The sequence below is a fragment of the Paraburkholderia sabiae genome, from assembly GCF_030412785.1.
In the GTDB taxonomy this organism is placed as follows: domain Bacteria; phylum Pseudomonadota; class Gammaproteobacteria; order Burkholderiales; family Burkholderiaceae; genus Paraburkholderia; species Paraburkholderia sabiae.
Genome location: NZ_CP125295.1, coordinates 5,521,539 through 5,546,015, shown reverse-complemented (window position 1 = coordinate 5,546,015; position 24,477 = coordinate 5,521,539). Strand labels below are relative to the sequence as shown.

Annotated in this window: 22 protein-coding genes; 7 read left to right on the top strand and 15 right to left on the bottom strand. The window is 63.3% G+C overall.

Annotation, left to right across the window (positions count from 1 at the left end; translation table 11 throughout):
• Positions 1 to 298: 298 nt before the first annotated feature.
• The 3 genes from QEN71_RS24935 to QEN71_RS24925 form a co-directional block, all read right to left on the bottom strand.
• The gene (locus tag QEN71_RS24935; RefSeq protein WP_201660925.1) at positions 299 to 1,618 is read right to left on the bottom strand and encodes an MFS transporter; all 1,320 of its coding nucleotides are present in this window, start codon (positions 1,616 to 1,618) and stop codon (positions 299 to 301) included.
• 231 nt (positions 1,619 to 1,849) lie between these two features.
• Positions 1,850 to 2,608 (bottom strand): SDR family oxidoreductase, encoded by a 759-nt coding sequence (locus QEN71_RS24930; RefSeq protein WP_201660922.1) that lies wholly within the window; start codon positions 2,606 to 2,608, stop codon positions 1,850 to 1,852.
• Between the two features lie 64 nt (positions 2,609 to 2,672).
• Positions 2,673 to 4,112: an aldehyde dehydrogenase family protein gene (locus tag QEN71_RS24925; RefSeq protein ID WP_201660919.1), complete on the bottom strand. Its 1,440-nt coding sequence runs from the start codon at positions 4,110 to 4,112 to the stop codon at positions 2,673 to 2,675.
• 300 nt (positions 4,113 to 4,412) lie between these two features.
• Here QEN71_RS24925 and ppa point away from each other — a divergent pair, with 300 nt between their 5' ends.
• Positions 4,413 to 4,940, top strand: a complete 528-nt coding sequence (gene ppa, locus QEN71_RS24920) for an inorganic diphosphatase (RefSeq protein ID WP_201660916.1) — start codon at positions 4,413 to 4,415, stop codon at positions 4,938 to 4,940.
• A 61-nt stretch (positions 4,941 to 5,001) separates the two neighbouring features.
• On the opposite strand, the gene QEN71_RS24915 is transcribed toward ppa, so the two are convergent.
• From QEN71_RS24915 to QEN71_RS24900, 4 genes are all read right to left on the bottom strand, one after another.
• The gene (locus QEN71_RS24915) at positions 5,002 to 5,625 is read right to left on the bottom strand and encodes a hypothetical protein (protein ID WP_201660913.1); all 624 of its coding nucleotides are present in this window, start codon (positions 5,623 to 5,625) and stop codon (positions 5,002 to 5,004) included.
• Positions 5,626 to 5,640: 15 nt separating this feature from the next.
• Positions 5,641 to 5,976, bottom strand: coding sequence for an H-NS family nucleoid-associated regulatory protein (locus QEN71_RS24910; RefSeq protein WP_201660908.1), 336 nt, complete (start codon positions 5,974 to 5,976; stop codon positions 5,641 to 5,643).
• A 153-nt stretch (positions 5,977 to 6,129) separates the two neighbouring features.
• Complete coding sequence (locus tag QEN71_RS24905; protein ID WP_201660905.1) at positions 6,130 to 6,447, bottom strand: GIY-YIG nuclease family protein; 318 nt, start codon at positions 6,445 to 6,447, stop codon at positions 6,130 to 6,132.
• Between the two features lie 18 nt (positions 6,448 to 6,465).
• Positions 6,466 to 7,638 (bottom strand): GNAT family N-acetyltransferase, encoded by a 1,173-nt coding sequence (locus tag QEN71_RS24900; RefSeq protein WP_201660902.1) that lies wholly within the window; start codon positions 7,636 to 7,638, stop codon positions 6,466 to 6,468.
• A gap of 317 nt (positions 7,639 to 7,955) precedes the next feature.
• Between QEN71_RS24900 and QEN71_RS24895 the strand changes: the two genes are divergently transcribed.
• Both QEN71_RS24895 and glnK read left to right on the top strand, forming a co-directional pair.
• On the top strand, positions 7,956 to 10,013 hold the full coding sequence (locus QEN71_RS24895) for an NAD(+) synthase (RefSeq protein ID WP_201660898.1): 2,058 nt from the start codon (positions 7,956 to 7,958) through the stop codon (positions 10,011 to 10,013).
• A gap of 131 nt (positions 10,014 to 10,144) precedes the next feature.
• Positions 10,145 to 10,483, top strand: coding sequence for a P-II family nitrogen regulator (gene glnK / locus QEN71_RS24890; RefSeq protein ID WP_201660895.1), 339 nt, complete (start codon positions 10,145 to 10,147; stop codon positions 10,481 to 10,483).
• A gap of 226 nt (positions 10,484 to 10,709) precedes the next feature.
• On the opposite strand, the gene QEN71_RS24885 is transcribed toward glnK, so the two are convergent.
• The 5 genes from QEN71_RS24885 to QEN71_RS24865 all read right to left on the bottom strand — a co-directional run bounded on the left by QEN71_RS24885 (position 10,710) and on the right by QEN71_RS24865 (position 15,713).
• Positions 10,710 to 11,840, bottom strand: coding sequence for a porin (locus QEN71_RS24885; RefSeq protein ID WP_201660892.1), 1,131 nt, complete (start codon positions 11,838 to 11,840; stop codon positions 10,710 to 10,712).
• A 580-nt stretch (positions 11,841 to 12,420) separates the two neighbouring features.
• Entirely contained in the window at positions 12,421 to 13,206 is a 786-nt protein-coding gene (locus QEN71_RS24880; protein WP_290468222.1) for an ABC transporter ATP-binding protein, read from the bottom strand.
• A 30-nt stretch (positions 13,207 to 13,236) separates the two neighbouring features.
• On the bottom strand, positions 13,237 to 13,950 hold the full coding sequence (locus tag QEN71_RS24875) for an ABC transporter permease (protein WP_201660889.1): 714 nt from the start codon (positions 13,948 to 13,950) through the stop codon (positions 13,237 to 13,239).
• On the bottom strand, positions 13,947 to 14,636 hold the full coding sequence (locus QEN71_RS24870; RefSeq protein ID WP_201660886.1) for an ABC transporter permease: 690 nt from the start codon (positions 14,634 to 14,636) through the stop codon (positions 13,947 to 13,949). The genes QEN71_RS24875 and QEN71_RS24870 overlap by 4 nt, the downstream gene beginning before the upstream one ends.
• 300 nt (positions 14,637 to 14,936) lie before the next feature.
• Positions 14,937 to 15,713, bottom strand: coding sequence for an ABC transporter substrate-binding protein (locus tag QEN71_RS24865; protein ID WP_201660883.1), 777 nt, complete (start codon positions 15,711 to 15,713; stop codon positions 14,937 to 14,939).
• Positions 15,714 to 16,165: 452 nt separating this feature from the next.
• Here QEN71_RS24865 and QEN71_RS24860 point away from each other — a divergent pair, with 452 nt between their 5' ends.
• Positions 16,166 to 16,873: a pirin family protein gene (locus QEN71_RS24860; protein ID WP_201660881.1), complete on the top strand. Its 708-nt coding sequence runs from the start codon at positions 16,166 to 16,168 to the stop codon at positions 16,871 to 16,873.
• Positions 16,874 to 16,956: 83 nt separating this feature from the next.
• On the opposite strand, the gene QEN71_RS24855 is transcribed toward QEN71_RS24860, so the two are convergent.
• Positions 16,957 to 17,508: a periplasmic heavy metal sensor gene (locus QEN71_RS24855; RefSeq protein WP_201660878.1), complete on the bottom strand. Its 552-nt coding sequence runs from the start codon at positions 17,506 to 17,508 to the stop codon at positions 16,957 to 16,959.
• A 224-nt stretch (positions 17,509 to 17,732) separates the two neighbouring features.
• On the opposite strand from QEN71_RS24855, the gene QEN71_RS24850 reads away from it, so the two are divergent.
• Positions 17,733 to 18,458: a response regulator gene (locus QEN71_RS24850; RefSeq protein ID WP_007587938.1), complete on the top strand. Its 726-nt coding sequence runs from the start codon at positions 17,733 to 17,735 to the stop codon at positions 18,456 to 18,458.
• Positions 18,442 to 19,773: an ATP-binding protein gene (locus QEN71_RS24845; protein ID WP_201660875.1), complete on the top strand. Its 1,332-nt coding sequence runs from the start codon at positions 18,442 to 18,444 to the stop codon at positions 19,771 to 19,773. Before QEN71_RS24850 ends, QEN71_RS24845 begins: the two co-directional genes overlap by 17 nt.
• 106 nt (positions 19,774 to 19,879) lie before the next feature.
• Here QEN71_RS24845 and QEN71_RS24840 read toward each other — a convergent pair whose 3' ends face one another.
• Both QEN71_RS24840 and QEN71_RS24835 read right to left on the bottom strand, forming a co-directional pair.
• Positions 19,880 to 20,146, bottom strand: coding sequence for a hypothetical protein (locus QEN71_RS24840; protein WP_028365641.1), 267 nt, complete (start codon positions 20,144 to 20,146; stop codon positions 19,880 to 19,882).
• A gap of 149 nt (positions 20,147 to 20,295) precedes the next feature.
• Positions 20,296 to 21,975 (bottom strand): sensor domain-containing diguanylate cyclase, encoded by a 1,680-nt coding sequence (locus QEN71_RS24835; protein ID WP_201660871.1) that lies wholly within the window; start codon positions 21,973 to 21,975, stop codon positions 20,296 to 20,298.
• A gap of 732 nt (positions 21,976 to 22,707) precedes the next feature.
• Here QEN71_RS24835 and QEN71_RS24830 point away from each other — a divergent pair.
• Positions 22,708 to 24,462, top strand: coding sequence for an ABC transporter permease (locus tag QEN71_RS24830; RefSeq protein ID WP_201660868.1), 1,755 nt, complete (start codon positions 22,708 to 22,710; stop codon positions 24,460 to 24,462).
• Positions 24,463 to 24,477: the final 15 nt, after the last annotated feature.

Here is a 24,477-nt window from a genome sequence, read left to right as displayed (position 1 = left end):
CGCAAAAAAACAAGCCGACCGGATGTGCCCCAAGCGGGTGTCATCTTTCGCACCGCGCGCGCCTGACTGCGGGCTTTCTACGGAGTATTGCGTCGCTGTGCGACGGCTCAAGGAACGTGGGTCGCAGCGTTATCCTGGCAGGCACTGGAGGTTAGAAGCCGCTTTCTTTGGTTACTTTCTTTGCGGCGGCAAAGAAAGTAACTGCCGCCCCGCACAGGGGCGACGCTAATAGACCGATACGAAAACGCGGATGCCAGCGCAGAAGCCAGAAGCCAGAACCAGAATCCAGAAACCGCCGCTATCGATTAACTAACCGCGCCGGCACGCAAAGAGCCAACAACCCGCCAAGAATCATAAACGCGGCAAGCATATACATGCCGGCGGCATTAGCCGAAGTAGCCTGCTTAAGCCAGCCCACGGCATAGGGGCTGAGAAACCCAGCCAGATTCCCGATGGAATTAATCAAGGCGATCCCAGCGGCAGCGCCCGTACCGGCAAGAAATGACGTAGGCAAACTCCAGAACAACGGCAGCGTGGTCAGGATGCCCATAGTAGCCAGCGTGAGAGCAGCCATAGCCAGCGTCGTGTCCTTAGCCCAGACAACAGAAAGCACCAGCCCCAGCGCCCCAGCGAAACCAGGCACAGCAACGTGCCACCGCCGCTCACGCGTCCGATCGGCGCTGCGCGCAACAAACACCATCGCAATCACGGCAGCCGCGAACGGAATCGCCGACAGCAACCCGATCATGAACGCATCGGTGACACCCGTCGATTTGATGATCGTCGGCAGCCAGAAGCTCACACCGTACAGACCCATCACGAACGAGAAGTAGATCAGGCTCATCATCAGCACACGCGGGCTCAGCATCACCTTGCCGATCGCATGATCTTCCTTCGTTGCGTCTTCAGCGGCTATGTTGCGTTCGAGCAGTTCGCGCTCTTCCTTCGTGAGCCACGTCGCCTTCGAAATGCGGTCGTCGAGCACGATGAACACCAGAATGCCGACGATGATGGACGGCACGCCTTCGAGCAGGAACAGCCACTGCCAGCCGTGCCAGCCATTCGTACCATCGAACGACTTCAGGATGTAGCCCGAAATCGGCCCGCCGACCACGCCCGAAATCGCGATCGCCGTCATGAACCACGTCGTCATGCGGCCGCGCCGCTGCGCCGGATACCAGTACGTCAGGTACAGGATGATGCCAGGGAAGAAGCCCGCTTCGGCAAGACCGAGCAGGAAGCGCATCACGTAGAACATCGTCGGCGTGGTGACGAACATCGTCAGCATCGAGACGATGCCCCACGTCACCATGATCCGCGCGATCCAGACCCGCGCACCGACCCGATGCAGAATGATGTTGCTCGGCACCTCGAAGATGAAATAGCCGATGAAGAAAATCCCCGCGCCGAAGCCATAGACGGCATCGGACAGACCCAGGTCCGTACTCATGCCGAGCTTCGCGAAGCCGACATTGACGCGGTCCAGATATGCAACGACATAGCTGAGCATCAGAAGTGGCGTCAGACGCCAGGCGACTTTTCTGTACGTCGCCTCTTCGAAGGTGGAAGGCGGCGCCCCTGCGCCGGGATGGTGGAGCGGATTCGCAGGACTGGACACGCTTGTCTCCTATTGACCAGCGTCGGCGCGCTAGCGCTTTTAGGCTGGTCCTATGTGAATCTCGTTTTTGTGGAAATGTCGTACCGCCGTTCGCGATTCTAAACTTTCAACGCGCGCTGAAAAGCCACGCGGCGTCAGTGAAAACACTGATATTTCAACGATTAAGGCGACTTTTGCCATGCGGCGCGCGCGGAATGGCAAGGCGCGCCGCATGCTCCAGATCGTGCGCGGCTACACGCAGCGTCCCCCATCCACTTCGAGACACACGCCCGTGATGAACTCCGCTTCGTCGGACGCGAGATAGAGCGCGGCGTTCGCGATGTCCTGCGGCGTCGAGAAGCGGCCGAGCGGAATGCCCGCCAGAAACTTCTTGCGGTTCTCCGGCGTGTCCTCGACGCCCATGAACTCGGTCAACAACCCCGTTTCGCCGATCACGGGATTCACGCAGTTCACGCGGATGCGGTCCGGTCCGAGTTCGACGGCGAGCGCCTTGCTCGCGACGATCACCGCACCCTTGCTGCCGTTGTACCAGACGAGGCCAGGCCGCGGCCGCACGCCTGCCGTCGATGCGATATTGACGAATACACCGCCGCCTTGCTCGCGGAAGTACGGCACGAACTCGTGCACGCTCCAGTAGATGCTCTTCACATTGACGGCGTACACGCGGTCGAATTCGTCTTCCGTCACGTCGAGCACGGGCTTGTTGCGATGCGTGGTGCCCGCGTTGTTGACCACGATCTGCACGCTGCCGAAGTCCTCGATCGCGGCGGCGCGCAGTGAGCGCCAGTCGCCTGCACTGGTCACGTCGCCCGCGACCGCGATCGCCTTGCCGCCCGCCAGCGCGATCTCGCTCGCGACGCGTTCGGCCGCTGCGCCGTTCAGATCGTTGACCACGACGTTCGCGCCTTCGCGCGCATAAGTCTTCGCGATGCCTTCGCCGAAGCCCGAGCCGCCGCCCGTGACGATGGCCGTTTTGCCCGTCAACCGCATGATGTCTCCTTGTCGTTAGAGTGAGCGCCGCTGTGTGCGCCAGAACGCTTCGAGTTCTCGTGCGTCAGCCGTGCCGGATCGCGACGGTTTTCAGCACCGTGAAGCCGTACAGCGCTTCGAAGCCTTTCTCGCGGCCGTGGCCGGAATGCTTGACGCCGCCAAACGGCAATTCGACGCCGCCGCCCGCACCATAGTTGTTGACGAAAACCTGGCCCGAACGCACGCGACGAGCAATGCGCATCTGGCGGCCGCCGTCGCGCGTCCAGACGCCTGCGACGAGTCCGTAGGCCGTGCCGTTGGCAAGCGCGAGCGCCTCGTCTTCGTCGGCGAATGGCAACGCGGCGAGCACGGGGCCGAACACTTCTTCCTGTGCCAGACGGTGTGTGGGCGGCACGTCGCGCAGCAATGTGGGCGCCTGATAGAAGCCGGATTCCGGCGCTTCCGCGATCACTTCGCCATGGGCCGCCATCGCGATGCCGTCGTGTTGCGCGTCGGAGAGAAAATCCCACACGCGGCGCTGCTGCTTCGCGCTGATCAGCGGCCCGCAATCGAGATCGGCATGTGCCGGTCCGACGCGCAGCGCATTGAACGCGCCGGCGAGGCGATCGAGCAGCGGCTCGTAGATGCTGCGCTCGATCAGCACGCGGCTGCCCGCCGAACAGGTCTGCCCGGCGTTCTGCACGATTGCGTTCACGAGCGTGGGCAGCGCGGCGTCGAGATCGGCGTCGGCGAAGACGATTTGCGGCGACTTGCCGCCGAGTTCGAGCGTGACGGGCACGTGGTTTTCGGAGGCCATCTGCGTGACGAGCTTGCCCGTTTCAGGCGAACCGGTGAACGAGATGTGATCGATGCCCGCGTGGCGCGCGAGCGCCGCGCCCGCTTCGTGTCCGTAGCCGGTGACGATGTTAAGCGCGCCTGCTGGCAGACCCGCTTCGGCAGCGAGTTCGGCGACGCGCAAGACGGACAGACACGCGTCTTCTGCGGGTTTCACGACGCACGCGTTGCCCGTGGCAAGCGCCGCGCCGACGCTGCGACCGAAGATCTGCATCGGGTAGTTCCACGGCACGATGTGTCCTGTGACGCCATGCGGCTCGCGGATCGTGAAGACGGTGTAGCCGTTCTGGTAGGGCAGCGTTTCGCCGTGGAGTTTATCGGCGGCGCCTGCATAGAACTCGAAATAGCGGGCGAGGGCGGCGGCGTCGCCGCGCGCCTGCTTGAGCGGCTTGCCCGTGTCGCGCGCTTCGAGTTGTGCCAGTTCTTCGTGACACGCAGTGACCAGCATCGACAGGCGGTACAGCAGGCGCCCGCGTTCGGCGGCGCTGACGGCGCCCCATGCGCCTTCGTAGGCGCGGCGCGCGCACTGGACGGCGTGATCGATGTCGGCGGCCGTTCCGCGTGCTAGCGTGGTGAACGGCTGGCCGTCGGAAGGATCGACCACGGGGATCGTGTCCCCGCCCGACGACGCGGTCCATTCACCGCCGATGAAATGTTTCGCATCTTCCACACATGCTCCTTGCCTTGTTGGGCGTTAGACCGGCAACAAACCAGACAACGAAAAGGACAGGCGACGGCGGCGGGCGGCGCGAAGCAGCGAGCCGCATGAAACGATTATCGCGCCGATCGCCACGCGGGTGTCATCGGCCGATTGGCTATAATGGCGCATTCCGCAGTCTTCGCGCAGGTTCGCGCGGTGTCTGGCCGCAGTATCCGGCCGCGGTGTCGGAGATCCGGCGCCGCGTCCCGTATCGGTGGCGCAGCGCGCGCCGCGCGCCATGTTCCCATTTCATCCTGATCAGAGAGCGCCATGAGCTTCAATCACGTTCCCGCTGGTAAAGACCTTCCGCAAGACTTCAACGTCATCATCGAGATCCCGGCGCAAAGCGACCCCGTGAAGTACGAGGCCGACAAGGATCTGGGCCTGCTCGTCGTCGATCGCTTCATCGGCACGGGCATGCGCTATCCCGCCAACTACGGCTTCATTCCGCAGACGCTGTCGGGCGACGGCGACCCCGTCGACGTGCTCGTGATCACGCCGTTCCCGCTGCTGGCTGGTTCCGTGGTCCGCGCACGCGCGCTGGGCATGCTGCAGATGACGGATGAATCGGGCGTCGACGCAAAGCTGATCGCCGTGCCGCACGACAAGATCTGCCCGATGACGGCGGACCTGAAGTCGGTCGACGACGTGCCGCAATACCTGAAGGACCAGATCAAGCACTTCTTCGAGCAATACAAGGCGCTCGAAAAGGGCAAGTGGGTGAAGGTCGAAGGCTGGGCGGGCATCGACGCCGCGCACAAGGAAATCACGGACGGCGTCGCGAACTTCAAGAAGTAATCGCACGCTCAGGCCGGATTGCTGACAGGACGCTCCTTCGGGAGCGTCTTTGCTTTTGGGGCTAGCTGTTCGTCGCGCTCGCGTGTAGCTGAACGCTGTAGCCGTGTCGGATCGTGTCGACGATCGAGGGCGGGGTGAGCAGGTTGACGGTCATTAGAAGGTCGTCGGGAACGCGCTTGTTGCCATAGCCTGTGTTCGACCACGGGCGCAACGCCGTGCCGTCCCACAGGCTCGCGACGTCATTCGACAACACGATCACGCCTGCGGGCAACCCGGCTAGCGGCTGCCGCCATGCATCCGATGCGCCGCGATGAGTCCGCTCTTCATGCAGCCTGCCGTCGAGTTCGTCAGCGAGCATGTTCGTTTCGAACCCGTTAGCCGTGAGCCATTGCGACTTGAACGCGAGGTAATCCGATCGTCGGCACATCGCGCATGCGCGGTGGCCGGCGCTCAGCGCGGTCGCTTCGTCGAGAAAGAAAAGCTCGGTGTATCGGCCGGGCTTCATCAGCGGCTGGCGGCTCCAGCCCTTGTAGGACAGGCGGCAGGTGATCCACGCCTTGAGCCGCCACGCACGCACGATGTGCGCGTCGCTGTCATGCAGCAAACCTCGATTGCCCATCCATCCCGCCGACGGACACACGGGATGAATCACACCCGCAGGATCGACTCCATTGGGAAGCGGCATCGGGTCGTCACAAATTTACTGCGCAGGCACCGTTGCCAGCCGCGTGCCGGCGAACGGATCGTTGCGCCAGTCGACACCGCCGCGTTCTTCTTTCGCCGCTTTCACTGCCTTCGCCGGCTTGCCCGTTGCGAAGTGTTCCATCGATTGTCCGGCGCTCACGGCGTTGCTCAGCCATTGCGGCATCGCGCCCTTGCCGTCCCACGTTTCGCCGAATGCGCTACGGAAGCGCACGGCTTTTTTCGCGCGTCGTTCGTCGGCGAGTGCGGTGGCCAGATCGGTCACCTTGATGCCGACTTGAGCCATGCGGCGGCGCAGATACGCAATCATGCTGTCGCGCTTTCGTTCGTCCATTTTGCTTCCCCTTGAGACGCTTGCCGTTGAAAGTTGCGGGTGTTGCGTTGATGTGGGGGAAGTATCCGATTGCGCCGGAAGCGCGTCGAGAGGCGATTCGTGAAAACACTGTTGCTGCCAGTGTGAACGATGCCGATGATGCAGCGCAACGCATCAGGCGTCGGCAATATCCTTTTCTGGCGCTTCTTCAACGAATTCAACCACGGGCAGCACCGATTCCAGCGTTCGAACACCCGACGCCAGCTCCCATTTCTGCGCCGGCGTCAGCTGCTTGACCCGATACTCGGCGCGCGACGCGCTCGACCGGTCGGCGAGTTCGAACGACGCCAGCAGACGCACCGGCTTGCGCGAGCGCGTATAACGCGCGCCCGTGCCGCTCGTATGCTTGTCGTAGCGGGCTTGCACGTCGGTGGCGATGCCCGTGTAGACGCTGCCGTCCGAGCATTCGATCAGATACAGAAACCACGGCATGGCACGCGCTTTTCCCTGTTATTCCTTGAACGGATTGTGTTCGCGCAGTTCGTCGACGTACGAGTGAATGTGATTCTTCTCGTTGTCGAGAAAATGCGCAACGGCGTCCGAAAAAGCAGGATGCGCGAGCCAGTGCGTCGAGCGCGTGACGGTCGGCATGAAGCCGCGCGCCATCTTGTGCTCGCCCTGCGCACCGCCTTCGAAGACGCCGAGCTTCTGTTCGATGCAGAACTCGAGCGGCTGATAGTACGCGGTCTCGAAGTGCAGGCAGGGCACGTGTTCGAGCGCGCCCCAGTAGCGGCCGTAGAGCGTGCCGCCCGCGTTCGCCCCGTCGCGCTGATAGACGACGAGCGAACTGGCGATCGGTTTGCCCTCGTATTCGGCGATGACCATCATCAGATTCTCGGGCATCGATTCGCCGATCATCCGGAAGAAGTCGAGGTTCAGATACGGACTCGAAAAGTGCTCACGGTACGTCTGCCGATAGCACTTGCTGAAGAACCGCCAGTCGGCGTCGCTGATGTCTTCGCCGAGCATGCGGCGGAACGTGACGCCCGCATCGCGCACCTTGCGGCGCTCGGCGCGGATGTTCTTGCGCTTCTTCTGTTCGAGCGTCGACAGGAACTCGTCGAAGTCGCGATAGCCGTCGTTGAGCCAGTGAAACTGCACGCCTTCTCGCTGCATCATGCCGAGATCGGTTAGCGTCTGTGCTTCCTGTTCGGTGGGAAACAGCACGTGCAGCGACGACACGTCGGCCTGTTCGGCAAAGGCAACGAGCGTGGCGGCGAGATGGCGCAGCGCGTGACCGTCGGCGGCGAGCAGGCGCGTGCCCTGAACGGGCGTGAAAGGCACCGCGCACAAGAGCTTCGGATAGTAGGGCAGGCCGTTGCGCTTGTAGGCATCGGCCCAGGCCCAATCGAACACATACTCGCCGTACGAGTGCCCTTTCGCATACACGGGCGCGGCGGCCGCCAGCTTGTCCGTGCGCGGGTCCGTCAGCGTGACGAATTGCGGCCCCCAGCCCGTGTCGGCGACGGCGCAGCGCGTCGCATGCAGCGCGCTCAGGAATTCATGGCGCAAGAACGGCGTGGGTTGCGCCTGGCGGCTCAACAACGCGTTCCATTCGGCGGCATCGACTTCGAGCGGCGAAGCGAGGATGCCCGCGCGGTAATCAAAACGTTCCTGGTTCAATCTGTTCGACCGTTGGCGATTCTTGATGCCGTGCGCTCGCGTTGGCTCGCATTGCGGCGGGATCGGGTGAAGCGGGCTGGCGGCTTGCGCGCCTGCCGGCTGGCTCGCGCCCGGCTGCAAGGCAACCCGGGCGTCAGGCTGGCCGCGGCGCGGCGAACGGCCATGTTAAAGCAAATGCGCGCGCGAGGCGCGCGGCATGGCGTGCAGGCGCAGATGATCGAGACCTTGAATGCGCTTACGGCTTATCATTTACGCTGTTCGATAGCCGCCGTTTCGCGCGTGACCGTCGCCCGGTGCGCGCCTTAGGAATCTCTGACATGAAAGGCAACTTCTTCAACCTGTATTCGCACCGCTTTGCGCGCGTCGCGGTCGGCGTGCCGCGCTGCCGCGTCGCGGACCCGTCGTTCAACGCCGACGAGACGCTCAAGCTCGCGCATGAAGCCGCCGCAAAAGGCGCGGCGCTCGTCGCGTTTCCCGAGCTCGGCTTGCCGGCCTACACCTGCGACGACCTCTTTCATCAGCGCGCGCTGCTCGATGCATGCAAGACAGCGCTGGCAAAGATCGTCGATGCGTCGAAGACGTTGCCCGTCGCGATGATCGTCGGCATGCCGCTGCAGGTGGATCACAGCCTGTACAACTGCGCGATCGTCGTCGCGCGCGGCGCCGTGCTGGGCGCGGTGCCGAAAACCTATCTGCCGAACTACGGCGAGTTCTACGAGGCTCGCCAGTACACGCCCGCCGATTGCGCCGTCGCGCGCGACATCGAACTGCTCGGCCAGCAGGTGCCGTTCGGTGCTTCGCTGCTCTTCGAACTGACGGACGTGCCCGATTTCCGTTTTCACGTCGAGATTTGCGAGGACGTGTGGGTGCCGATTCCGCCGTCGTCGTTCGCGGCGCTCGCGGGCGCGAACGTGCTCGTCAATCTGTCGGCGTCGAATGTCGTGGTCGGCAAGTCGGGTTACCGGCATCAACTGGTCGGCCAGCAGTCGGCGCGCTGTCTCGCCGCGTATCTGTACACGTCGGCGGGGCGCGGCGAGTCGTCGACGGACATGGCCTGGGACGGCCAGGCGCTGATCTACGAAAACGGCGAGATGCTCGCCGAGTCCGAGCGTTTTCTCGACGACTCGCACATGATCTTCGCCGACGTCGATCTCGAACGTTTGTCGCACGAACGCATGCGGCAGACGACGTTCGGCATGTCGGTGCAGCGTCACAAGGACGAAGCCGCGAAGTTCCAGATCGTGCGCTTCGAGATCGGGCATGATGCTTCGCATGCGCTGCCGCTCGCGCGCAAGGTCGAGCGCTTCCCGTACGTGCCCGCCGACACACGCCGTCGTGACGAGCGTTGCAACGAGGTCTACAACATTCAGGTGCAGGCGCTGGTGCAGCGGCTGTCGGCGTCGAATATCCAGAAGGTCGTGATCGGCGTGTCGGGCGGACTCGATTCGACGCACGCGCTGCTCGTCTGCGCGAAGGCGATGGACCGGCTCGCGCTGCCGCGCACGAACATCATCGGCGTGACGATGCCGGGCTTCGCGACCAGCGACCGCACGCTCAAGCAGGCGCGCGAATTGATGAGCGTGGTCGGTTGTACGTCGATGGAAATCGATATCCGGCCGAGCTGCGAACAGATGCTGAAAGATCTTGGTCATCCATATTCGGCGGGCGAGGCGAAGTACGACATCACGTTCGAAAACGTGCAGGCCGGCGAGCGCACGAATCATCTGTTCCGTCTCGCCAATTTCCACAACGGCATCGTGATCGGCACAGGCGATCTGAGCGAACTCGCACTCGGCTGGTGCACGTATGGCGTCGGCGATCACATGTCGCATTACAGCGTGAACGCGAGCGTGCCGAAGACGCTGATCACGCATCTGGTGCGCTGGGTCGCAGAGACGGGCACGGTCGGCAAGAGCGGCTCGGACACGCTGCTCAACATCCTTTCCACCGAGATCAGCCCGGAACTGGTGCCGGGCAAATCGGCGGGTGCGATCGAACAGAAGACGGAATCGTTCATCGGCCCGTACGAATTGCAGGACTTCAATCTGTTCTACATCCTGCGCTATGGCTTCGCGCCGTCGAAGGTCGCGTTCCTCGCGCTGCACGCATGGCGCGACAAGGAGCAGGGCGGCTGGCCGGAAGGCGCGCACGTCGCGCGCAACGAATACGATCTCGCGGCGATCAAGCGCAATCTCGGCATCTTCCTGTGGCGCTTCTTCAAGACGAGCCAGTTCAAGCGCACCTGCGTGCCGAATTCACCGAAGGTCGGCTCGGGCGGCTCACTGTCGCCGCGCGGCGACTGGCGCGCGCCGAGCGATTCGGAAGCCGTCGTCTGGACCGATGATCTTGCAACGGTTCCGGACAAAGCCGCCTGAAACCAGTCTTTATCTGCCGTTGCACGCGTGTCGCCGCACGCGTTGTCATGCCCGAGGCTGGCAACGTGTGCAGTGCGGCGTAGAATCGACGCATCCGTACTTTCCTTTTTAGAACCGAGACGAGGCCTGCCATGAAACGCATCACCGCCATCATCAAACCGTTCAAGCTCGACGAAGTGCGCGAAGCGCTCGCCGAAGTCGGCCTGACGGGGCTGACGGTTACCGAGGTCAAAGGCTTCGGCCGCCAGAAAGGACATACCGAGCTGTATCGCGGCGCCGAATACGTCGTCGATTTTCTGCCGAAGGTGAAGATCGAAGTCGTTGTGTCGAACGATCAGTGCGACCAGGTGATCGATGCCATCATCGGCGCGGCGCGCACGGGCAAGATCGGCGACGGCAAGATTTTCGTCGCGGAGGTGGAGCGCGTGATCCGCATTCGTACGGGTGAGGAGAACGAAGCGGCTGTTTGAGTTGTGCCGCTTATGCCGCGCGCTGTCGCGGCTCGATGTTGACGTGACGTGAAGTGAAAAAGCGCCGGCGTTGCACCGCGCCGGTGCGTTGCTCGTGTGAAGAGAGCTTCGCCGCGCGCGGAAATAAAAAAAGGTGCGACACCCTTTCGGACATCGCACCGATACGCGCCTCTCGCAGCAGCGTGAAAACCGTTTCTGTTACATCTGTTCTGTTAGCACCGTCCGATTAGAACGAGTGCTGGATACCTGCGTACACGCCCGTCTGGCTGTGGCCCGGCAGCGGGTTGTCCGTGCCGACCGTCGTGCCTGCCGCGTTTGCGTTCAGACCGTAGTTAGCCGTCTTGCTGTTCTGGACCGTTGCGACTTGCAGGTCGAGCAGCGTGCGCTTGGACAGGTTGTACGAGCCGCCGACCGTGTAGATCGTCGCGTTGCCTGCACCGTTGTTGCCGTTCACGTGGTAGACGGCTGCGATCAGAGCAGCTGCCGGCGTTGCTTGCCACGTGACACCGCCCCATTCGTGATCGAGCGTCGTCGGCGTGCCAACTGCAGCAGCCGTGATACCCGACGTGCGAACTGCCTGGTACGCGCCCTGGATCTTGAACTGACCGAGGAACACGTTCACGAGAGCCGAGTACTCACGCGAGTAGTTGTACGAGTTCGTCAGCTGGCCCGTCGACGGGTTGCGGATTTCGTCATAGATACCGCGAACCTGGAACAGCGACGACGTGTAGGTGACCTGTGCACCTGCCTCGCGGCCCTGGCCCGTCGGGTTGCCGTTGGCGTCGAGCGGGTTGTTACCGTTCCAGTTCGTCGTGTTCGACAGAGCGTACTGGCCGTAGAAGTCAAAGCCAGCGATCTTCGGCGACTGGTAAGCAACGTTGTTGCTCGATTGCGGCCAGTTGCGGCCACGAACCAGCGATGCCGACGACCAGTTCGACTGACCGAACGGATCGAAGTCCCACACGCCGTTCGAGATGAACAGCATGCGGCCCATCGTGAACGTACCGTATTGATCGCTTGCGAAACCGACCGTCGCCCAGCGATTGAAGAGGCCGCCGCCGCCCGGGCCTGCGCCCGTCATCGTGTTGAACGAGCCTTCCAACTGGAACACAGCCTTGTAGCCGCCACCCAGGTCTTCAGCACCCTTCAAGCCCCACAGGCTGGTACCCCAGTCGCCGGACTCTGCGCGGAAGCGGTGCGTGCTACCCGTCGCCGTGCCGCTACCCGTTGCGCTCGTCGGCACACCCGTCATGTACTCCAGACCAGCGTCCAGGCGCCCATACAGCGTCACGCTGCTCTGTGCATGTGCTGCAACGCCGAAAGTCAGCAGCGCTGCGGCAGCTAAAGCTTTCTTCATCTTCTCCTCCATACCCTGTCAAAAAAGTAAAGCCAGTACTGCGAGTGGTGCCCGGACGCCAGCAGCGCCGAGCAGGAATCTTTCTTCAGGGAGTGGCGCGGTGATCGGTGGTGTTGTCGACGCGCAGCCTTGCTGGCTGTCTGATCGTCTTTCCGATCCCTCGCGACCGGTATCTCCTGTTCGTTCGTTTTGAAGTGAAACTACTTTTCTTGAACTTTGTTTTGCTACTTTCGTTACTAATTTAGCAAAATACCCCCCGGTTGGCGAATAAATTAGTGATGCTCGGTAAAGATGTCTCTAAATTGCAATACCAATATGAGACAAGTGGGGTCCAGAGGGCCGCAGAACGGGCTTCTGGCCTTGTCAGGTAAAGGACACACCGTTGTTAATGACTTGGGTCAAGGATTGCCACTATTGACGAGGAAAAAAGTCGGGAGTAGGCGGGTTTTGAACTGTCGTTCGCGCAGATGTTGGGACGCCGAAGCTTTTGGGCCCGCAGGAGAGGAAGAGCGAGGCCGCGCGGAAATAAAAAAGGGCGCCGGTAAGCGCCCTGTAATACTACATAAACTACATTTCAGCGTTATTTCAGGCTGCCCGAGAGGAACTGCTTCAGACGCTCACTCTTCGTGTTCCTGAACACTTCGTCCGGATGACCTTCTTCCTCGACGCGTCCCTGATGCAGGAACATCACGTGATTCGACACGTTACGGGCGAACGCCATTTCGTGCGTGACGACGATCATCGTGCGGCCTTCTTCAGCCAGCGTCTGCATCACCTTCAGCACTTCGCCGACCAGTTCGGGATCGAGTGCCGAAGTCGGTTCGTCGAACAGCATCACGTCGGGGTTCATCGTCAGCGCGCGGGCGATGGCCACGCGTTGCTGCTGGCCGCCCGACAGATGCGACGGATACTGCTTCTCGAGGCGCGGCGCGAGACCCACTTTCTCGAGATAGGTACGCGCGCGCTCTTCGGCTTCCTTGCGCGGAATGCCGAGCACATGTAGCGGCGCTTCGATGATGTTCTCGAGCACCGTCATGTGCGTCCACAGATTGAAGTGCTGGAACACCATCGACAGCTTGGTGCGCATCTTCTGCAGCTGCTTTGCGTCCGACACGCGCAGCGCGCCGTGCTTGTCCTTCTGCGTGCGGATCTCCTGTCCTTCGACGAAGATGCGTCCGGCGTTCGGCTGCTCGAGAAAGTTGATGCAGCGAAGCATCGTGCTCTTGCCCGAACCGGACGAGCCGATCACGCTGATCACGTCGCCGCGGTTCGCGCGCAGCGTGACGCCCTTGAGAACTTCATTGTCGCCGTACTGCTTGTGCAGGTTGTCGACGAAAAGCATTTGCGGTGTTGCTGGAGTGTTCATCGGGTTCCTTGACTTGCTTGTACGCCGTCGTTACTTGCCTTGCGGGCGCAGATAAGCGAGCCAGCGGCGCTCGGCGCGGCGGAACAGCCAGACGAGCGCAAAAGAGATGATCAGATAGAGCAGGGCGGCGATACCGAACGCATCGAACGAACGGTAGGTGGCCGAATTGACGTCGCGCGCGATCTTCAGGATGTCCGGCACCGTCGCAGTGAAGGCGACCGTGGTGGCGTGCAGCATGAGGATCACTTCGTTGCTGTAGTACGGCAGCGCGCGGCGCAGCGCCGACGGCAGGATCACGCGGCGATACAGCGTGAACTGCGACATGCCGTACGCACGCGCCGCTTCGATCTCGCCGTACGGCGTCGCCTTGATCGCGCCGGCGAAAATTTCCGTCGTGTACGCGCAGGTGTTCAGCGTGAAGGCGAGCAGCGTGCAGTGCATGCCGTCGCGGAAGAACGCATTGGTCAGCGCGTTCGAGCGGATGATTTCCAGGCTGTACAAACCGGTGTAGCAGAGCAGCAGTTGCACGTACAACGGCGTGCCACGGAAGATATACGTATACAGCCACACCAGGGTCGACAGCCACTTCTTCTTCGACACGCGCGCGACCGCGAGCGGCACGGAGAGACAGAAGCCGAGGCCGATCGAGATGACCAGCAGCCACAGCGTGATGGCGACGCCCGTGAAGCGGTAGCCGTCCGTATACAGATAGTTGCGCCAGTATTCCTGGATCAGCTCGATCATAGTTCCGCCTTGCGCACGCCAGTCGAGTAGCGTTTTTCGAGGTACATCAGCACGAAGTTCGACGCCGTCGTGATGAGCAGATAGATGGCGCCTGCCATCAGCGTGAAGAAGAAGAATCGCAGCGTGCCTTTGCCGGCATCCTGCGAAGCCTTGACGACATCGGCGAGACCGATGATCGAGACAAGCGCCGTCGCCTTGACCATCACCTGCCAGTTATTGCCGATGCCGGGCAGCGCGAAACGCATCATCTGCGGGAACATGATCCGGGCGAACACCTGCCAGCCCGTCATGCCGTACGCGGCGCCCGCTTCGAGCTGGCCGCGCGGCACGGCGAGGAAGGCGCCGCGGAAGGTTTCCGTGAAGTACGCGCCGTAGATGAAGCCGAGCACGGCGACGCCGGCGACGAACGGATCGATGTCGATCTGATCCCAGCCGAGCATGTCGGTCAGGTTGTTCAGCCAGATCTGGATGCTGTAGAAGAGCAGCAGCATCAGCACGAGATCGGGGACGCCGCGAATCAGCGTCGTGTAGATCGTGCCGATGCTGTACGTCACCCGGTTCTTCGACAGCTTCGCTGCCGCGCCCAGCAGGCCGAGCAGGAATGCGAGCGCGAGCGACAGGATAGCCAGCTTGACGGTCTGCACCGTGCCGGCAAAGATGATCGGGCCGTAGCCTTGAAAGAACATAGCGAGTCCTTGACGACGCTCCCGCGCGCCGCGAAAGACGCGGCAATGCGTACGCTGCGGCGGTTCGTGCGAAGGCGGATGCCGCTTGCCTTCGATGTCTCCCGTGCGGCGCACAGCATGCCGCTGTGCGAATCTGACTGCCTGGCCTGTGAAGCTTGGGCGGCCGGCAGCGCGTATTTTGCTTCCGTTGTTGTTGCGTTTGTTGCCTGATCTACTGCTGGGTCCGACTGTATTACGAAGCTCATGGGCGGGCCCATCCGGGCCAGCCCCGAGCTTTTGTTAGCGCCGCTGGTGATTCGTTTAGCGGCTCTGATAGATGTCGACGTCGAAATACTGCTTCTCGAGCTTCGTGAACGTGCCGTCCTGGTGAACTTCGGCGAGCGCCTTGTTCAGCATCGCCTTCAGATCGCCGTCTTCCTTGCGCACGCCGATGGCCGTACCTTCGCCGATCGTCTTCGCGTCCTTCACTTCCGGGCCGGCCCACGCGAACGCCTTGCCGCGCGGCGTTTTCAGGAAGCCGGAATCGGCCTGCAACTCGTCCTGCAACGCGGCGTCGAGACGCCCCGTCGTCAGATCCGCGTACACCTGATCCTGGTTCTGGTAAGGCACGATCGTCACGCCCTTGGGTTCCCAGTACGCCTTCGCGTACGCTTCCTGCGTCGTGCCCTGTTCGACGCCGACCTGCTTGCCCTTCAGCGATTGCGCCGTCGGCAGCAGCGGCGAGCCCTTCTTCGCGATCATGCGCGCGGGCGCGTCGAACAGCTTGTCGGAGAAGTCGATCTGCTCGCGGCGCTTGTCGGTGACGGTCAGCGACGACACGATGATGTCGTACTTCTTGCCCTTGAGCGCCGGGATGATGCCGTCGAAATCCTGCGGAATCCACACGCACTTCACGTTCATCTTCGCGCACAGCGCCTTGGTCAGATCGACGTCGAAACCGACCATCTGGCCGCTCGGCGCCATCGATTCGAACGGCGGATAACTGGCGTCGACCCCGATGCGCACGGTTTTCCATTCTTTTGCCATGACTCCCGAAGCCATGACGGCGAGCGCCACGCACAGTGCGTACTTCTTCATGTTTCTCCTGACTTCCATCGCCGCGGCGCCTGCGCGGCGACGACAGCCGCTTGCGGCCGGCCGTCGCCATTCTAGGCGGACAAAAATGCGCTGCCCGAACTGGCGGCGGATTGTTTCGATGCTGTTCTGGTCTGAGGCCGTCCGCAGGCGTCCGTTCCCCGGGGCGCGCCGACCCATTCCAAAAAGCGCGGTATTTTACCCGAACCGGCGAGCGGTGCCAGTAATCTCAATAGGGAAAAAGCCCTTTGCCGCCAGAGACATGCGTGTGCGTCACGTCGCAGCGGCACGCTGCCGCCCGTTCCCACGGCGGCGGGACGGCCGATGCGCGGCGCGTCGCGCGGCCTCGCGCCATTGCCGTGATTTCTGAAACGATCCGGTGCGGTGGCGCGGATTGTTTCGCGTGCGCGCAGCCCATACATTTCCGTCATCGCCAATTTTCACGAGAGAGTCAGATGATCAGGATCCGCCGTTCCGACGAGCGTGGCCACGCCAACCACGGCTGGCTGAACGCGAAGCACAGCTTCTCGTTTGCCGACTACCACGATCCCGAGCACATGCACTTCGGTCCGCTGCGCGTGATCAACGAGGACCGGATCGCCGCGGGGCAGGGCTTCGGTACGCACGGGCATCGGGACATGGAAATCGTCACCTATGTGCTCGACGGCGCGTTGTCGCACCGCGACAGTCTCGGCAACGGCTCGACAATCCGTCCGGGCGACGTGCAACGTATGAGCGCGGGCACGGGCGTGATGCACAGCGAGTTCAATGGCTCGCAAGACGACCCGCTGCACCTGCTGCAGATCTGGATCATTCCGAAGCGCGCGGGCGATCAGCCGGGCTACGAGGAAAAGCGCTTCGAAGACGCGGACAAGCGCGGGCGCCTGCGCGTGGTGGCGTCGCCGGAAGGGCGCGACGGCTCGGTGACGATTCACGCCGATGCGTCGATCCACGCGGGTCTCTTCGATGGTGCGGAGCGCGCCGAATACGCGCTCGCGGCGGGGCGTCAGGCGTATGTGCATGTCGCGCGCGGCGCGGTGACGGTCAACGGCGAAGCGCTGAAGGCCGGCGATGCCGCGATGGTCACGGACGCCACCAGCATCACCGTCGAGAACGGCGAAGGCGCGGAAGTGCTGCTGTTCGATCTGGGACAGTTGCGCTAAGCACAGACGTTCGAGCGGGTCATAAAAAACGCCACGGAAGTTGCCTTCCGTGGCGTTTTCTATTGTGCGATCGGGTTTGCCGCTTACGGCTTCACAGCGGAAGCCGCCGCGTCGCCGCCGCGATGCTTTTCCCAACGCTCGCGCATCTTTTGATGACGCTGCTCCATCTTCGCGAAGTGCTGCTTGAGCGCGGTGCTGACGGTGGTCTTTTGCTGGTCGTTCAGACCGTTGTAGAAGTTGAGCCATGCCGTCGACGTCTGTTCGCGCAGTTGCGCATCCTTCTGCTCGATCTGCTGATGCGCGGCGTGCATCGCGTTCAGATCGAGAATGGGCTGCTGCTGCATCTGCTTGAACTGCTGGCGCATCTGCTCGTGATTCGCGCGTTCGGCGTCATGGCTTTGCTTCATCGTGTCGAGCGCGGCCTGCCACGACTTTTCCTGGTCCGCGTTCAGCTTCAGTTGCCCGTGCAACTGGTTCAGTTCCTTCATGAAGCCGCCATGATGCCAGCCCGGACCGCCGTGGCCCATGCCCGGGCCGCCGGGGCCGTCCGACGGCTGCGCGGCGAAGGCGGACCCGAGACTCAGTGCGAGCGATGCAGCGGCAACGGCGAGAAAGCGTGATGTTTTTTTGGACATTACTGTGCTCCTTGATCAACTAGCCGACGATGCCGCCCGTCTCGAAGGTGAACTGGCGTGCATTCGGTAAGGCACAGCGTAGAGGCATCGAACGAGGGCCGTGTTACGCGTATCCTTGCGGAAGTTACGCGACATTACGTGCGCCTTTCGCGGTAACACCCGGTAACCCTTTGGCGGGTCGGATGGGTCGGAAACGCATCGGGGCGCGCGTTACACTTCAAACCATGGCTACTCAAATTCTTGTCGTCGACGACGACGTCGAACTGCGCGACCTGCTGCGCGACTACCTGGCCCGTCAAGGCATCGAGGTTTCGGTGCTGCACGACGCCAGTTCCCTGGAACGCCGTATCGAGCGCGAACGGCCCGACCTGATCGTGCTCGATCTGATGATGCCGGGTGTCGACGGCCTCACGGCGCTGCGCAAGCTGCGCGCCTCGGGCGACGACATTCCCGTCATCATGCTCACGGCACGCGCGGACGACGTGGACCGCATCGTCGGGCTGGAACTCGGTGCGGACGACTACCTCGGCAAGCCGTTCAATCCGCGCGAACTGCTGGCGCGCGTGCAGGCGGTATTGCGCCGCCGCAAGACGCTGCCGTCGGCGGCCGCGCCCGAACAGCGCGAGCCGTTCTCCTTCGGCCGTTTCACGCTCGACTTCCAGTCGCGCACGCTGCATCAGGAAGGCAAGCCGCTCACGTTGTCGGGCAGCGAATTCGCGCTCCTGAAGATTTTCGTCAATCACCCGATGCGCACGCTCACGCGCGAGCGCCTGCTCGAACTGCTGCACGGTCCCGAATACGACGGCACCGACCGCGGCATCGACGTGCAGGTGTGGCGCCTGCGCCGCATTCTCGAAACCGATCCGTCCGTGCCGCGCTTCATTCAGACAGTGCGCGGACGCGGATACGTGTTCGTCCCCGACGGCGAGCAACATGCGGCGTCCAATTGATTCGCTGTTCGGGCGGCTGGCGCTGCTCGTGGTGTGCGTGTTGCTGGTGTCGCATTTCGCGTGGTACCTGCTGGTTCGCTTCGAGCGCAACCAGTCGCAGACGCGTTATGCCGTCGAAGAGGCCGTGTTCCTCGTCGACGCCGTGCGCGATCACGTAAGACGCGAGCCGGATCAGCCGCTGCCGTCGCGCGTGCGCCTCGTCGATCCCGCGAGCGCGGACGTGCCCGCCGAAGTACCCAATCTGCCGCCGCCGCTCGACCGTTTCGTCGACGACGTGCGCGACCGTCTGCCTACTTCGACGCAGGTGCGCGTCGGCACGCCCGGCAAGCCGCCCACGCTGTGGGTGCGCGCAGCCAGCGACGCCAGCTGGATCGTCGTGCCCGTGCAGCCGCTGCGGCCGCCGCGCTCGCTCGACCGGATGGTGCTGTGGCTCGGCATCATCTTCTCGGCGGGCGTGATGGCGGCGCTGTTCGCCGCGTGGCAGCTACAGCAGCCGCTGCGCTCGCTCGCGCAGGCCGTGACGCGTTTCGGGCGCGGGCTGCCCGTGCCGCCTGTGCGCGAACGCGGTCCGCGCGAGTTGCGGCAACTGACGCACGGCTTCAACCAGATGGTGCAGGAAGTGGCGCGCACCGAGAATGATCGCGCGGTGATGCTGGCAGGCGTCGCGCATGACCTGAAGACGCCGCTCGCGCGTCTGCGGCTGCGTGCCGAGATGATGGAAGAAGCGAAGATGCGCGACGGTGTCGTGCGCGATGTGGATTCGATGACGCACATCGTCGAGCAGTTTCTCGTGTTTGCGCACGACGGCGCGGATCGTAGCGAACCCGTAGATGTCGACGGCCAGTGCGAGCGCGTGGTGCGCAGCTACCGTGCCGTCTCGGGCGGTGCGCCGACCGTGCAGACCGATCTGCGCGCGGGCCCCGGCTTCAAGCTGCCTGCCGCGACGCTCGATCGCATCCTGTCCAATCTGCTCGACAACGCGCATGCGTACGGTGCGCCGCCCGTCGTCGTGGCGACGGCGCGCACGCCGCAAGGCTTCACGCTGACGGTCACCGACAACGGCAACGGCATTGCCGCGCAGGATCTGATCAACGCGAGCCGTCCGTTCGTGCGGCTCGATCCGGCGCGCGGCGGCAACGGCCACAGCGGTCTCGGCCTTGCGATCGTCGAGCGGCTCGTGCGGCGTGCGGGCGGCGAATGGCAGATCGGCAACAACGACGCGGCGAGCGGTGGGCGCGGCTTGCGCGTGCTGATGACGTTCCCGCTTGAGATGGTGTCGCGCACGGCAACCGCGTCGGAAAGCGTCTGGGGATGAGTGCGATGCGCCGCGCGGATTGACTGCGCGGCGTTTCAAGATTCGAGAAGGGCGGGGCGTGTAACGCGAGAGGCCCCGCGAAACCCCGCGCAGAGATTGATGCGCTTTACTCGGTGAAGAGCGTGTTGAGCGCGGCGGCGGCTTCGCTGTCCACCGTGTTCCACGTCACCGTGTCGGCCTCGAAGATGTAGTGCGTCGTGTACTTGCCAAGACGCGCGAGGATCTCGTCCTGTATCACTTCGGGTGCCACGTCCAGCTTCAGATACCACGTGGTCGACGACAGGCGCGTCTGAAACGCGCCGTATTCTGCGAGCAGATGATCGAAAGCGTCAGCGTCCTGATCGCGGCAGACGATGACCAGATTTCCCTTCATGCGAACCTCCGGGGGAGCGTAAAGCGGTGATCACAACTTTCGTATGAAAGTCGATGATACCTGCTTGTGCTCCGCTTGCCCGTCGGCTTCGACACGCGCGATGCAGTGTGCATCGCTGGCCAGTCTTCGACTCCCGCTGGGAATGACAATTACCAGGCGTTGACGGGCGCGCGCGTGGGCGGCGCGGTGTCGTCGGGCGGCACGGCTTCGCTGCGGTCGCGGCCGCCCTGTTTGGCGGCGTAGAGCGCCTGGTCCGCGCGGCTGATGATGCGCTCGGGCAGGTCTTCCGCCGACAGTTCCGTAATGCCGATGCTCACGCTCAAGCCCACCGACTGCGGCAGCTTCGACGACGGCGTCGCCTTCAGCCGCACGCGCAGCCGTTCGACGACTTCGAGCCCGGTGCCGAGCGGCGTAGTGGGCAGCAGAATGCCGAACTCTTCGCCGCCCAGCCGTCCGATCGCATCGCTGCCGCGCAGCTCGGTGCGGCAGGTATCGACGAAATGCTCGAGCGCCCGGTCGCCGGCTGCGTGCCCGAAGCGGTCGTTGATCTGCTTGAAGTGATCGAGGTCGGCGATCGCCATGCACAGCGGCTCGCCCGTCGCGCGAGCCCGGTCTATTTCATGGCGCAGCAGGTCGAGGAAATAGCGGCGCGACAGCGCGCCTGTCAGCGCGTCGTGACGGGCTTCCGCCGACAGCAGCGTGTTCGCCGACTGCAACTGCTCGGCGAGCACGCGCGTCGCGCGGTGATGGCGCCGCTCGCGCAGATAGGACACGGTGATCACCCACGCGAGCGCCACCGTGCCCGCGAGCGTCAGGAACACGAGCAGATGATCGCGCTTGTGATTGCGCATCAGTTCGGGCCACGCGACGAGCGGATCGACGAGATGCGCGGACAGCCCGGAGTTCAGGCCGCTGCGCGACTGATAGAGCGTCGGGATCGGCTGGCCGGGCATGTCGAACAGCTGATCGGCGATCTCGGTGGGCACCCACGGCGCATCGCCGCGCACCTGGCTCTTCACGGGCCGGATCTGGACGGCGGGGAAGCGGTCGCGATGATAGGTGCTCATGCGCTCGGTCGCGCTCATCTGCGTGACGCGCGAGGCCGGCATCGCCTGGCCTTCGAGCGTCGCGTTGTGCGCCATGATGATCACGCCGTTGTCGTCGGTGACGAAGGTGCCCGCGTGCGCCACCCAGTGACGCAGCCGCGCGATGCCGACCTTGGCGACGATCGCGCCGACCAGCAGCCCGTCGTCGTAGACGGGCGCCGAAATGAAGATGCCCGGCTCGCCACTCATGCGGCCGACGCCGTATGCTTCGCCGAATGCGCCGAGCAGCGCGTTGGTGAGGTAGCTGCGCGAGCGCATGTCGAGGCCGACGAACGAATGCGTGTTCTGTGCGTTGCTCGCCGCGACGCACAGTCCGTTGGCGTTGACGAGCCAGATGATGTCGAGGCCCGAGAAGCCCTGGGCGTCGCGCAAAAAGCCGTCGATGCCCGCCAGTTCCGGCGATTTCAACAGCTCTTCGCGGTGCGCGGGTTCCAGGTCGACGCCTGAAGCGGCATAATTCTGCGAATGCGTCAGGGCCTGCTGGATCACGCCGAGCTCGGCCATGGTGGCGGGTATGGCACGCGACATCGCCAGGTCGCTCGCGATCACTTCGGCCATGTTGTAGACGATCGAGGCGGACATCTGCCGCTGCTGGCGCAGTGCGGTATCCAGTTCTTGCTGTACCATCCGGTCCGCGACCAGGCCGGATGCGAACCAGCATGCGAGCACGACCAGTACGAAACTGGCCGGTCCCAATGCCTGGCGCAAGGTTGTCCTTTTCATCGACCCTCTGATCCGTCTGACTGATTCATGCAACAACGTGTCTCGTTGCAACGCGCCGGCGCTGGGCCGCTCCTGTCGATTCTTGCCGCGCACCGCACGGAGCCAGGATAATGCGCCGCGCCGCCGTCCTCGTCGCCGGCGGCCAGCAGGTGTTCGCCGCTTCCCGATTTTAACCGCCGCGCGGCCCAACGCCAGTCGGGATTTGCGCGCGAGAAAGTCCCGTGTGGGGTATTAACGGCCTCTGGCGTGACTTTCTGAATAGCGGCGCGGCCAATCGGATGTGGCTCGGGATGTGGCTCGCACGCGACGGTTCGCTGCAAGCGGGTGGCAAGCCTGTCGCCTTGCGCCACGCGGCCTGCTGCTTACAGAAGCCTTTGTGGAACCATTCAGCGTGACATTTGAATGTCAACGGTTGTTTCTGTCACACAGGTTGTAGTAGTGTCGTGCCGTCCAAAATGAGGAAAGCTCGCCGGCCTGCTGGCGGCGGCCCGCGCAACACGATTGCGCCGGCCGTGAGTGCAGGCCCGCACGGGGCGCCGCGCAACGTATTCGTCGCCGGCCAATGCGTATTCAACGCCAACGATTTACCGCGCATTTGCGTTTTGCCATGCCTGAATTCAGCTTTCCGGATCGATCCTCGGACCGTCGCGCGGCCGCCATTCATGACGGCGCGAGCGTGACCATCATGGCTTGCGGCATGGGCGCGTCCCGCCGCGACGGGAGGGCCGCCTGATGGATTTCTTCAGCTTCACCCTGAACCGGACCGCCAATGCGTCGGCGTGGCGGGTGCTGCCCAACCGTTGGGACTTCATCGCGTTCCCGCTGATCATCTGCCTGATCGCGATGGCCGTCGTCGGCTTCCACGAGACGATGGCGCCCATCTCGACGTTGCAGAGCGCGCCCATTTCGCTCGACCCCGCGAACCTGCCCGAGTACGCGCTACGTACCACGCTGCGCATGCTGGCCGCGATGGTGGCGTCGCTGGTGTTCACGCTGGTCTACGGCACGCTCGCCGCGAAGAGCCGTCGCGCGGGGCAGGTGCTCGTGCCGATTCTCGACATCCTGCAGTCCGTGCCCGTGCTCGGCTACATCTCGTTCACGGTGACGTTCTTCCTCGCGCTGTTTCCGTCGCGCGTGCTGGGCGCCGAACTGGCCGCGATCTTCGCGATCTTCACGAGCCAGGCGTGGAACATGACCTTCAGCTTCTACCAGTCGCTGCGCACGGTGCCGCGCGATCTGGACGAAGTGTCGAAGGGTTTCCACCTCACATCGTGGCAGCGTTTCTGGAAGCTCGAAGTGCCGTTCTCGATGCCCGGCCTCATCTGGAACATGATGATGTCGATGTCGGGCGGCTGGTTCTTCGTGGTGGCGTCGGAAGCAATCACGGTCGGCAATCACACGATCACGCTGCCGGGCGTCGGCGCGTATCTGGCTCAGGCGATCGCCGACAAGAACCTGCACGCGATCGGCTGGGTGATCCTGACGATGACCGTCGTGATCCTCGCGTACGACCAGTTCCTGTTCCGTCCGCTCGTCGCGTGGACGGACAAGTTCCGCATGGAGAACACGAGTTCCGGCGACGCGCCCGAGTCGTGGCTGCTCGACCTGATCCGCCGCACGCGCCTGATTCACCGTCTGCTCGTGCCCATCGGCTGGATGTTCGCGAAGGCTGCGCGCGTGCCCATCCGCTGGCCGAGCATGAGCGCGGTGAAGTTCGCGAAGCCCGTCGACCACAAGCCGTCGAAGACGGGCGACATCGTGTGGGCTGTGATCGTCGTGCTGGTGACGGCGTTCGTCGTGTATCGCGTGATCGCCTATGTGCGCACGGGCGTCACGCTCGATGAAGTCGGTCACGTGTTCGTGCTGGGTCTCTTCACGCTGCTGCGCGTGACGCTGCTGATCGCGCTGGCATCGGTGGTGTGGCTGCCTGTCGGCGTGCTGATCGGCTTGCGGCCGTCGCTGGCCGAGAAGGTTCAGCCCGTCGCGCAGTTCCTCGCCGCGTTCCCGGCGAACCTGCTGTTCCCGGTCTTCGTGATCGTGATCGTCAAGTTCGATCTGAACCCGGACGTCTGGCTCTCGCCGCTGATCGTGCTCGGGACGCAGTGGTATATCCTGTTCAACGTGATTGCGGGCGCGAGCGCCTATCCGAACGACTACAAGGAAGCCGCGAAGAATTTCCGTATCCGCGGCTGGCAATGGTGGCGTCAGGCGATGCTGCCGGGCGTGTTCCCGTACTACGTGACGGGCGCAATCACGGCTTCGGGCGGCGCGTGGAACGCGAGCATCGTCGCGGAGGCCGTGCAGTGGGGCAACACGAAGCTCGCCGCGCACGGACTCGGCGCGTATATCGCCGAGTACACGGCCGCGGGCGACTATCCGAAGATCATTCTGGGCATCGCGGTGATGTCCCTGTTCGTGTCCCTCTTCAATCGCGTGTTGTGGCGTCCGCTGTACGCCTACGCCGAAAGCCGTCTGCGGCTCGATTGAGATTCATTGAAGGCA

Coding starts and splice junctions, on each gene's coding strand:
- QEN71_RS24930 (WP_201660922.1), bottom strand. CDS start 2,608: ATGCGGTTGACGGGCAAAACGGCCATCGTCACGGGCGGCGGCTCGGGC.
- ppa (WP_201660916.1), top strand. CDS start 4,413: ATGAGCTTCAATCACGTTCCCGCTGGTAAAGACCTTCCGCAAGACTTC.
- QEN71_RS24915 (WP_201660913.1), bottom strand. CDS start 5,625: ATGCCGCTTCCCAATGGAGTCGATCCTGCGGGTGTGATTCATCCCGTG.
- QEN71_RS24910 (WP_201660908.1), bottom strand. CDS start 5,976: ATGGACGAACGAAAGCGCGACAGCATGATTGCGTATCTGCGCCGCCGC.
- QEN71_RS24905 (WP_201660905.1), bottom strand. CDS start 6,447: ATGCCGTGGTTTCTGTATCTGATCGAATGCTCGGACGGCAGCGTCTAC.
- QEN71_RS24895 (WP_201660898.1), top strand. CDS start 7,956: ATGAAAGGCAACTTCTTCAACCTGTATTCGCACCGCTTTGCGCGCGTC.
- glnK (WP_201660895.1), top strand. CDS start 10,145: ATGAAACGCATCACCGCCATCATCAAACCGTTCAAGCTCGACGAAGTG.
- QEN71_RS24885 (WP_201660892.1), bottom strand. CDS start 11,840: ATGAAGAAAGCTTTAGCTGCCGCAGCGCTGCTGACTTTCGGCGTTGCA.
- QEN71_RS24880 (WP_290468222.1), bottom strand. CDS start 13,206: ATGAACACTCCAGCAACACCGCAAATGCTTTTCGTCGACAACCTGCAC.
- QEN71_RS24875 (WP_201660889.1), bottom strand. CDS start 13,950: ATGATCGAGCTGATCCAGGAATACTGGCGCAACTATCTGTATACGGAC.
- QEN71_RS24870 (WP_201660886.1), bottom strand. CDS start 14,636: ATGTTCTTTCAAGGCTACGGCCCGATCATCTTTGCCGGCACGGTGCAG.
- QEN71_RS24865 (WP_201660883.1), bottom strand. CDS start 15,713: ATGAAGAAGTACGCACTGTGCGTGGCGCTCGCCGTCATGGCTTCGGGA.
- QEN71_RS24860 (WP_201660881.1), top strand. CDS start 16,166: ATGATCAGGATCCGCCGTTCCGACGAGCGTGGCCACGCCAACCACGGC.
- QEN71_RS24855 (WP_201660878.1), bottom strand. CDS start 17,508: ATGTCCAAAAAAACATCACGCTTTCTCGCCGTTGCCGCTGCATCGCTC.
- QEN71_RS24850 (WP_007587938.1), top strand. CDS start 17,733: ATGGCTACTCAAATTCTTGTCGTCGACGACGACGTCGAACTGCGCGAC.
- QEN71_RS24845 (WP_201660875.1), top strand. CDS start 18,442: ATGCGGCGTCCAATTGATTCGCTGTTCGGGCGGCTGGCGCTGCTCGTG.
- QEN71_RS24840 (WP_028365641.1), bottom strand. CDS start 20,146: ATGAAGGGAAATCTGGTCATCGTCTGCCGCGATCAGGACGCTGACGCT.
- QEN71_RS24835 (WP_201660871.1), bottom strand. CDS start 21,975: ATGAAAAGGACAACCTTGCGCCAGGCATTGGGACCGGCCAGTTTCGTA.
- QEN71_RS24830 (WP_201660868.1), top strand. CDS start 22,708: ATGGATTTCTTCAGCTTCACCCTGAACCGGACCGCCAATGCGTCGGCG.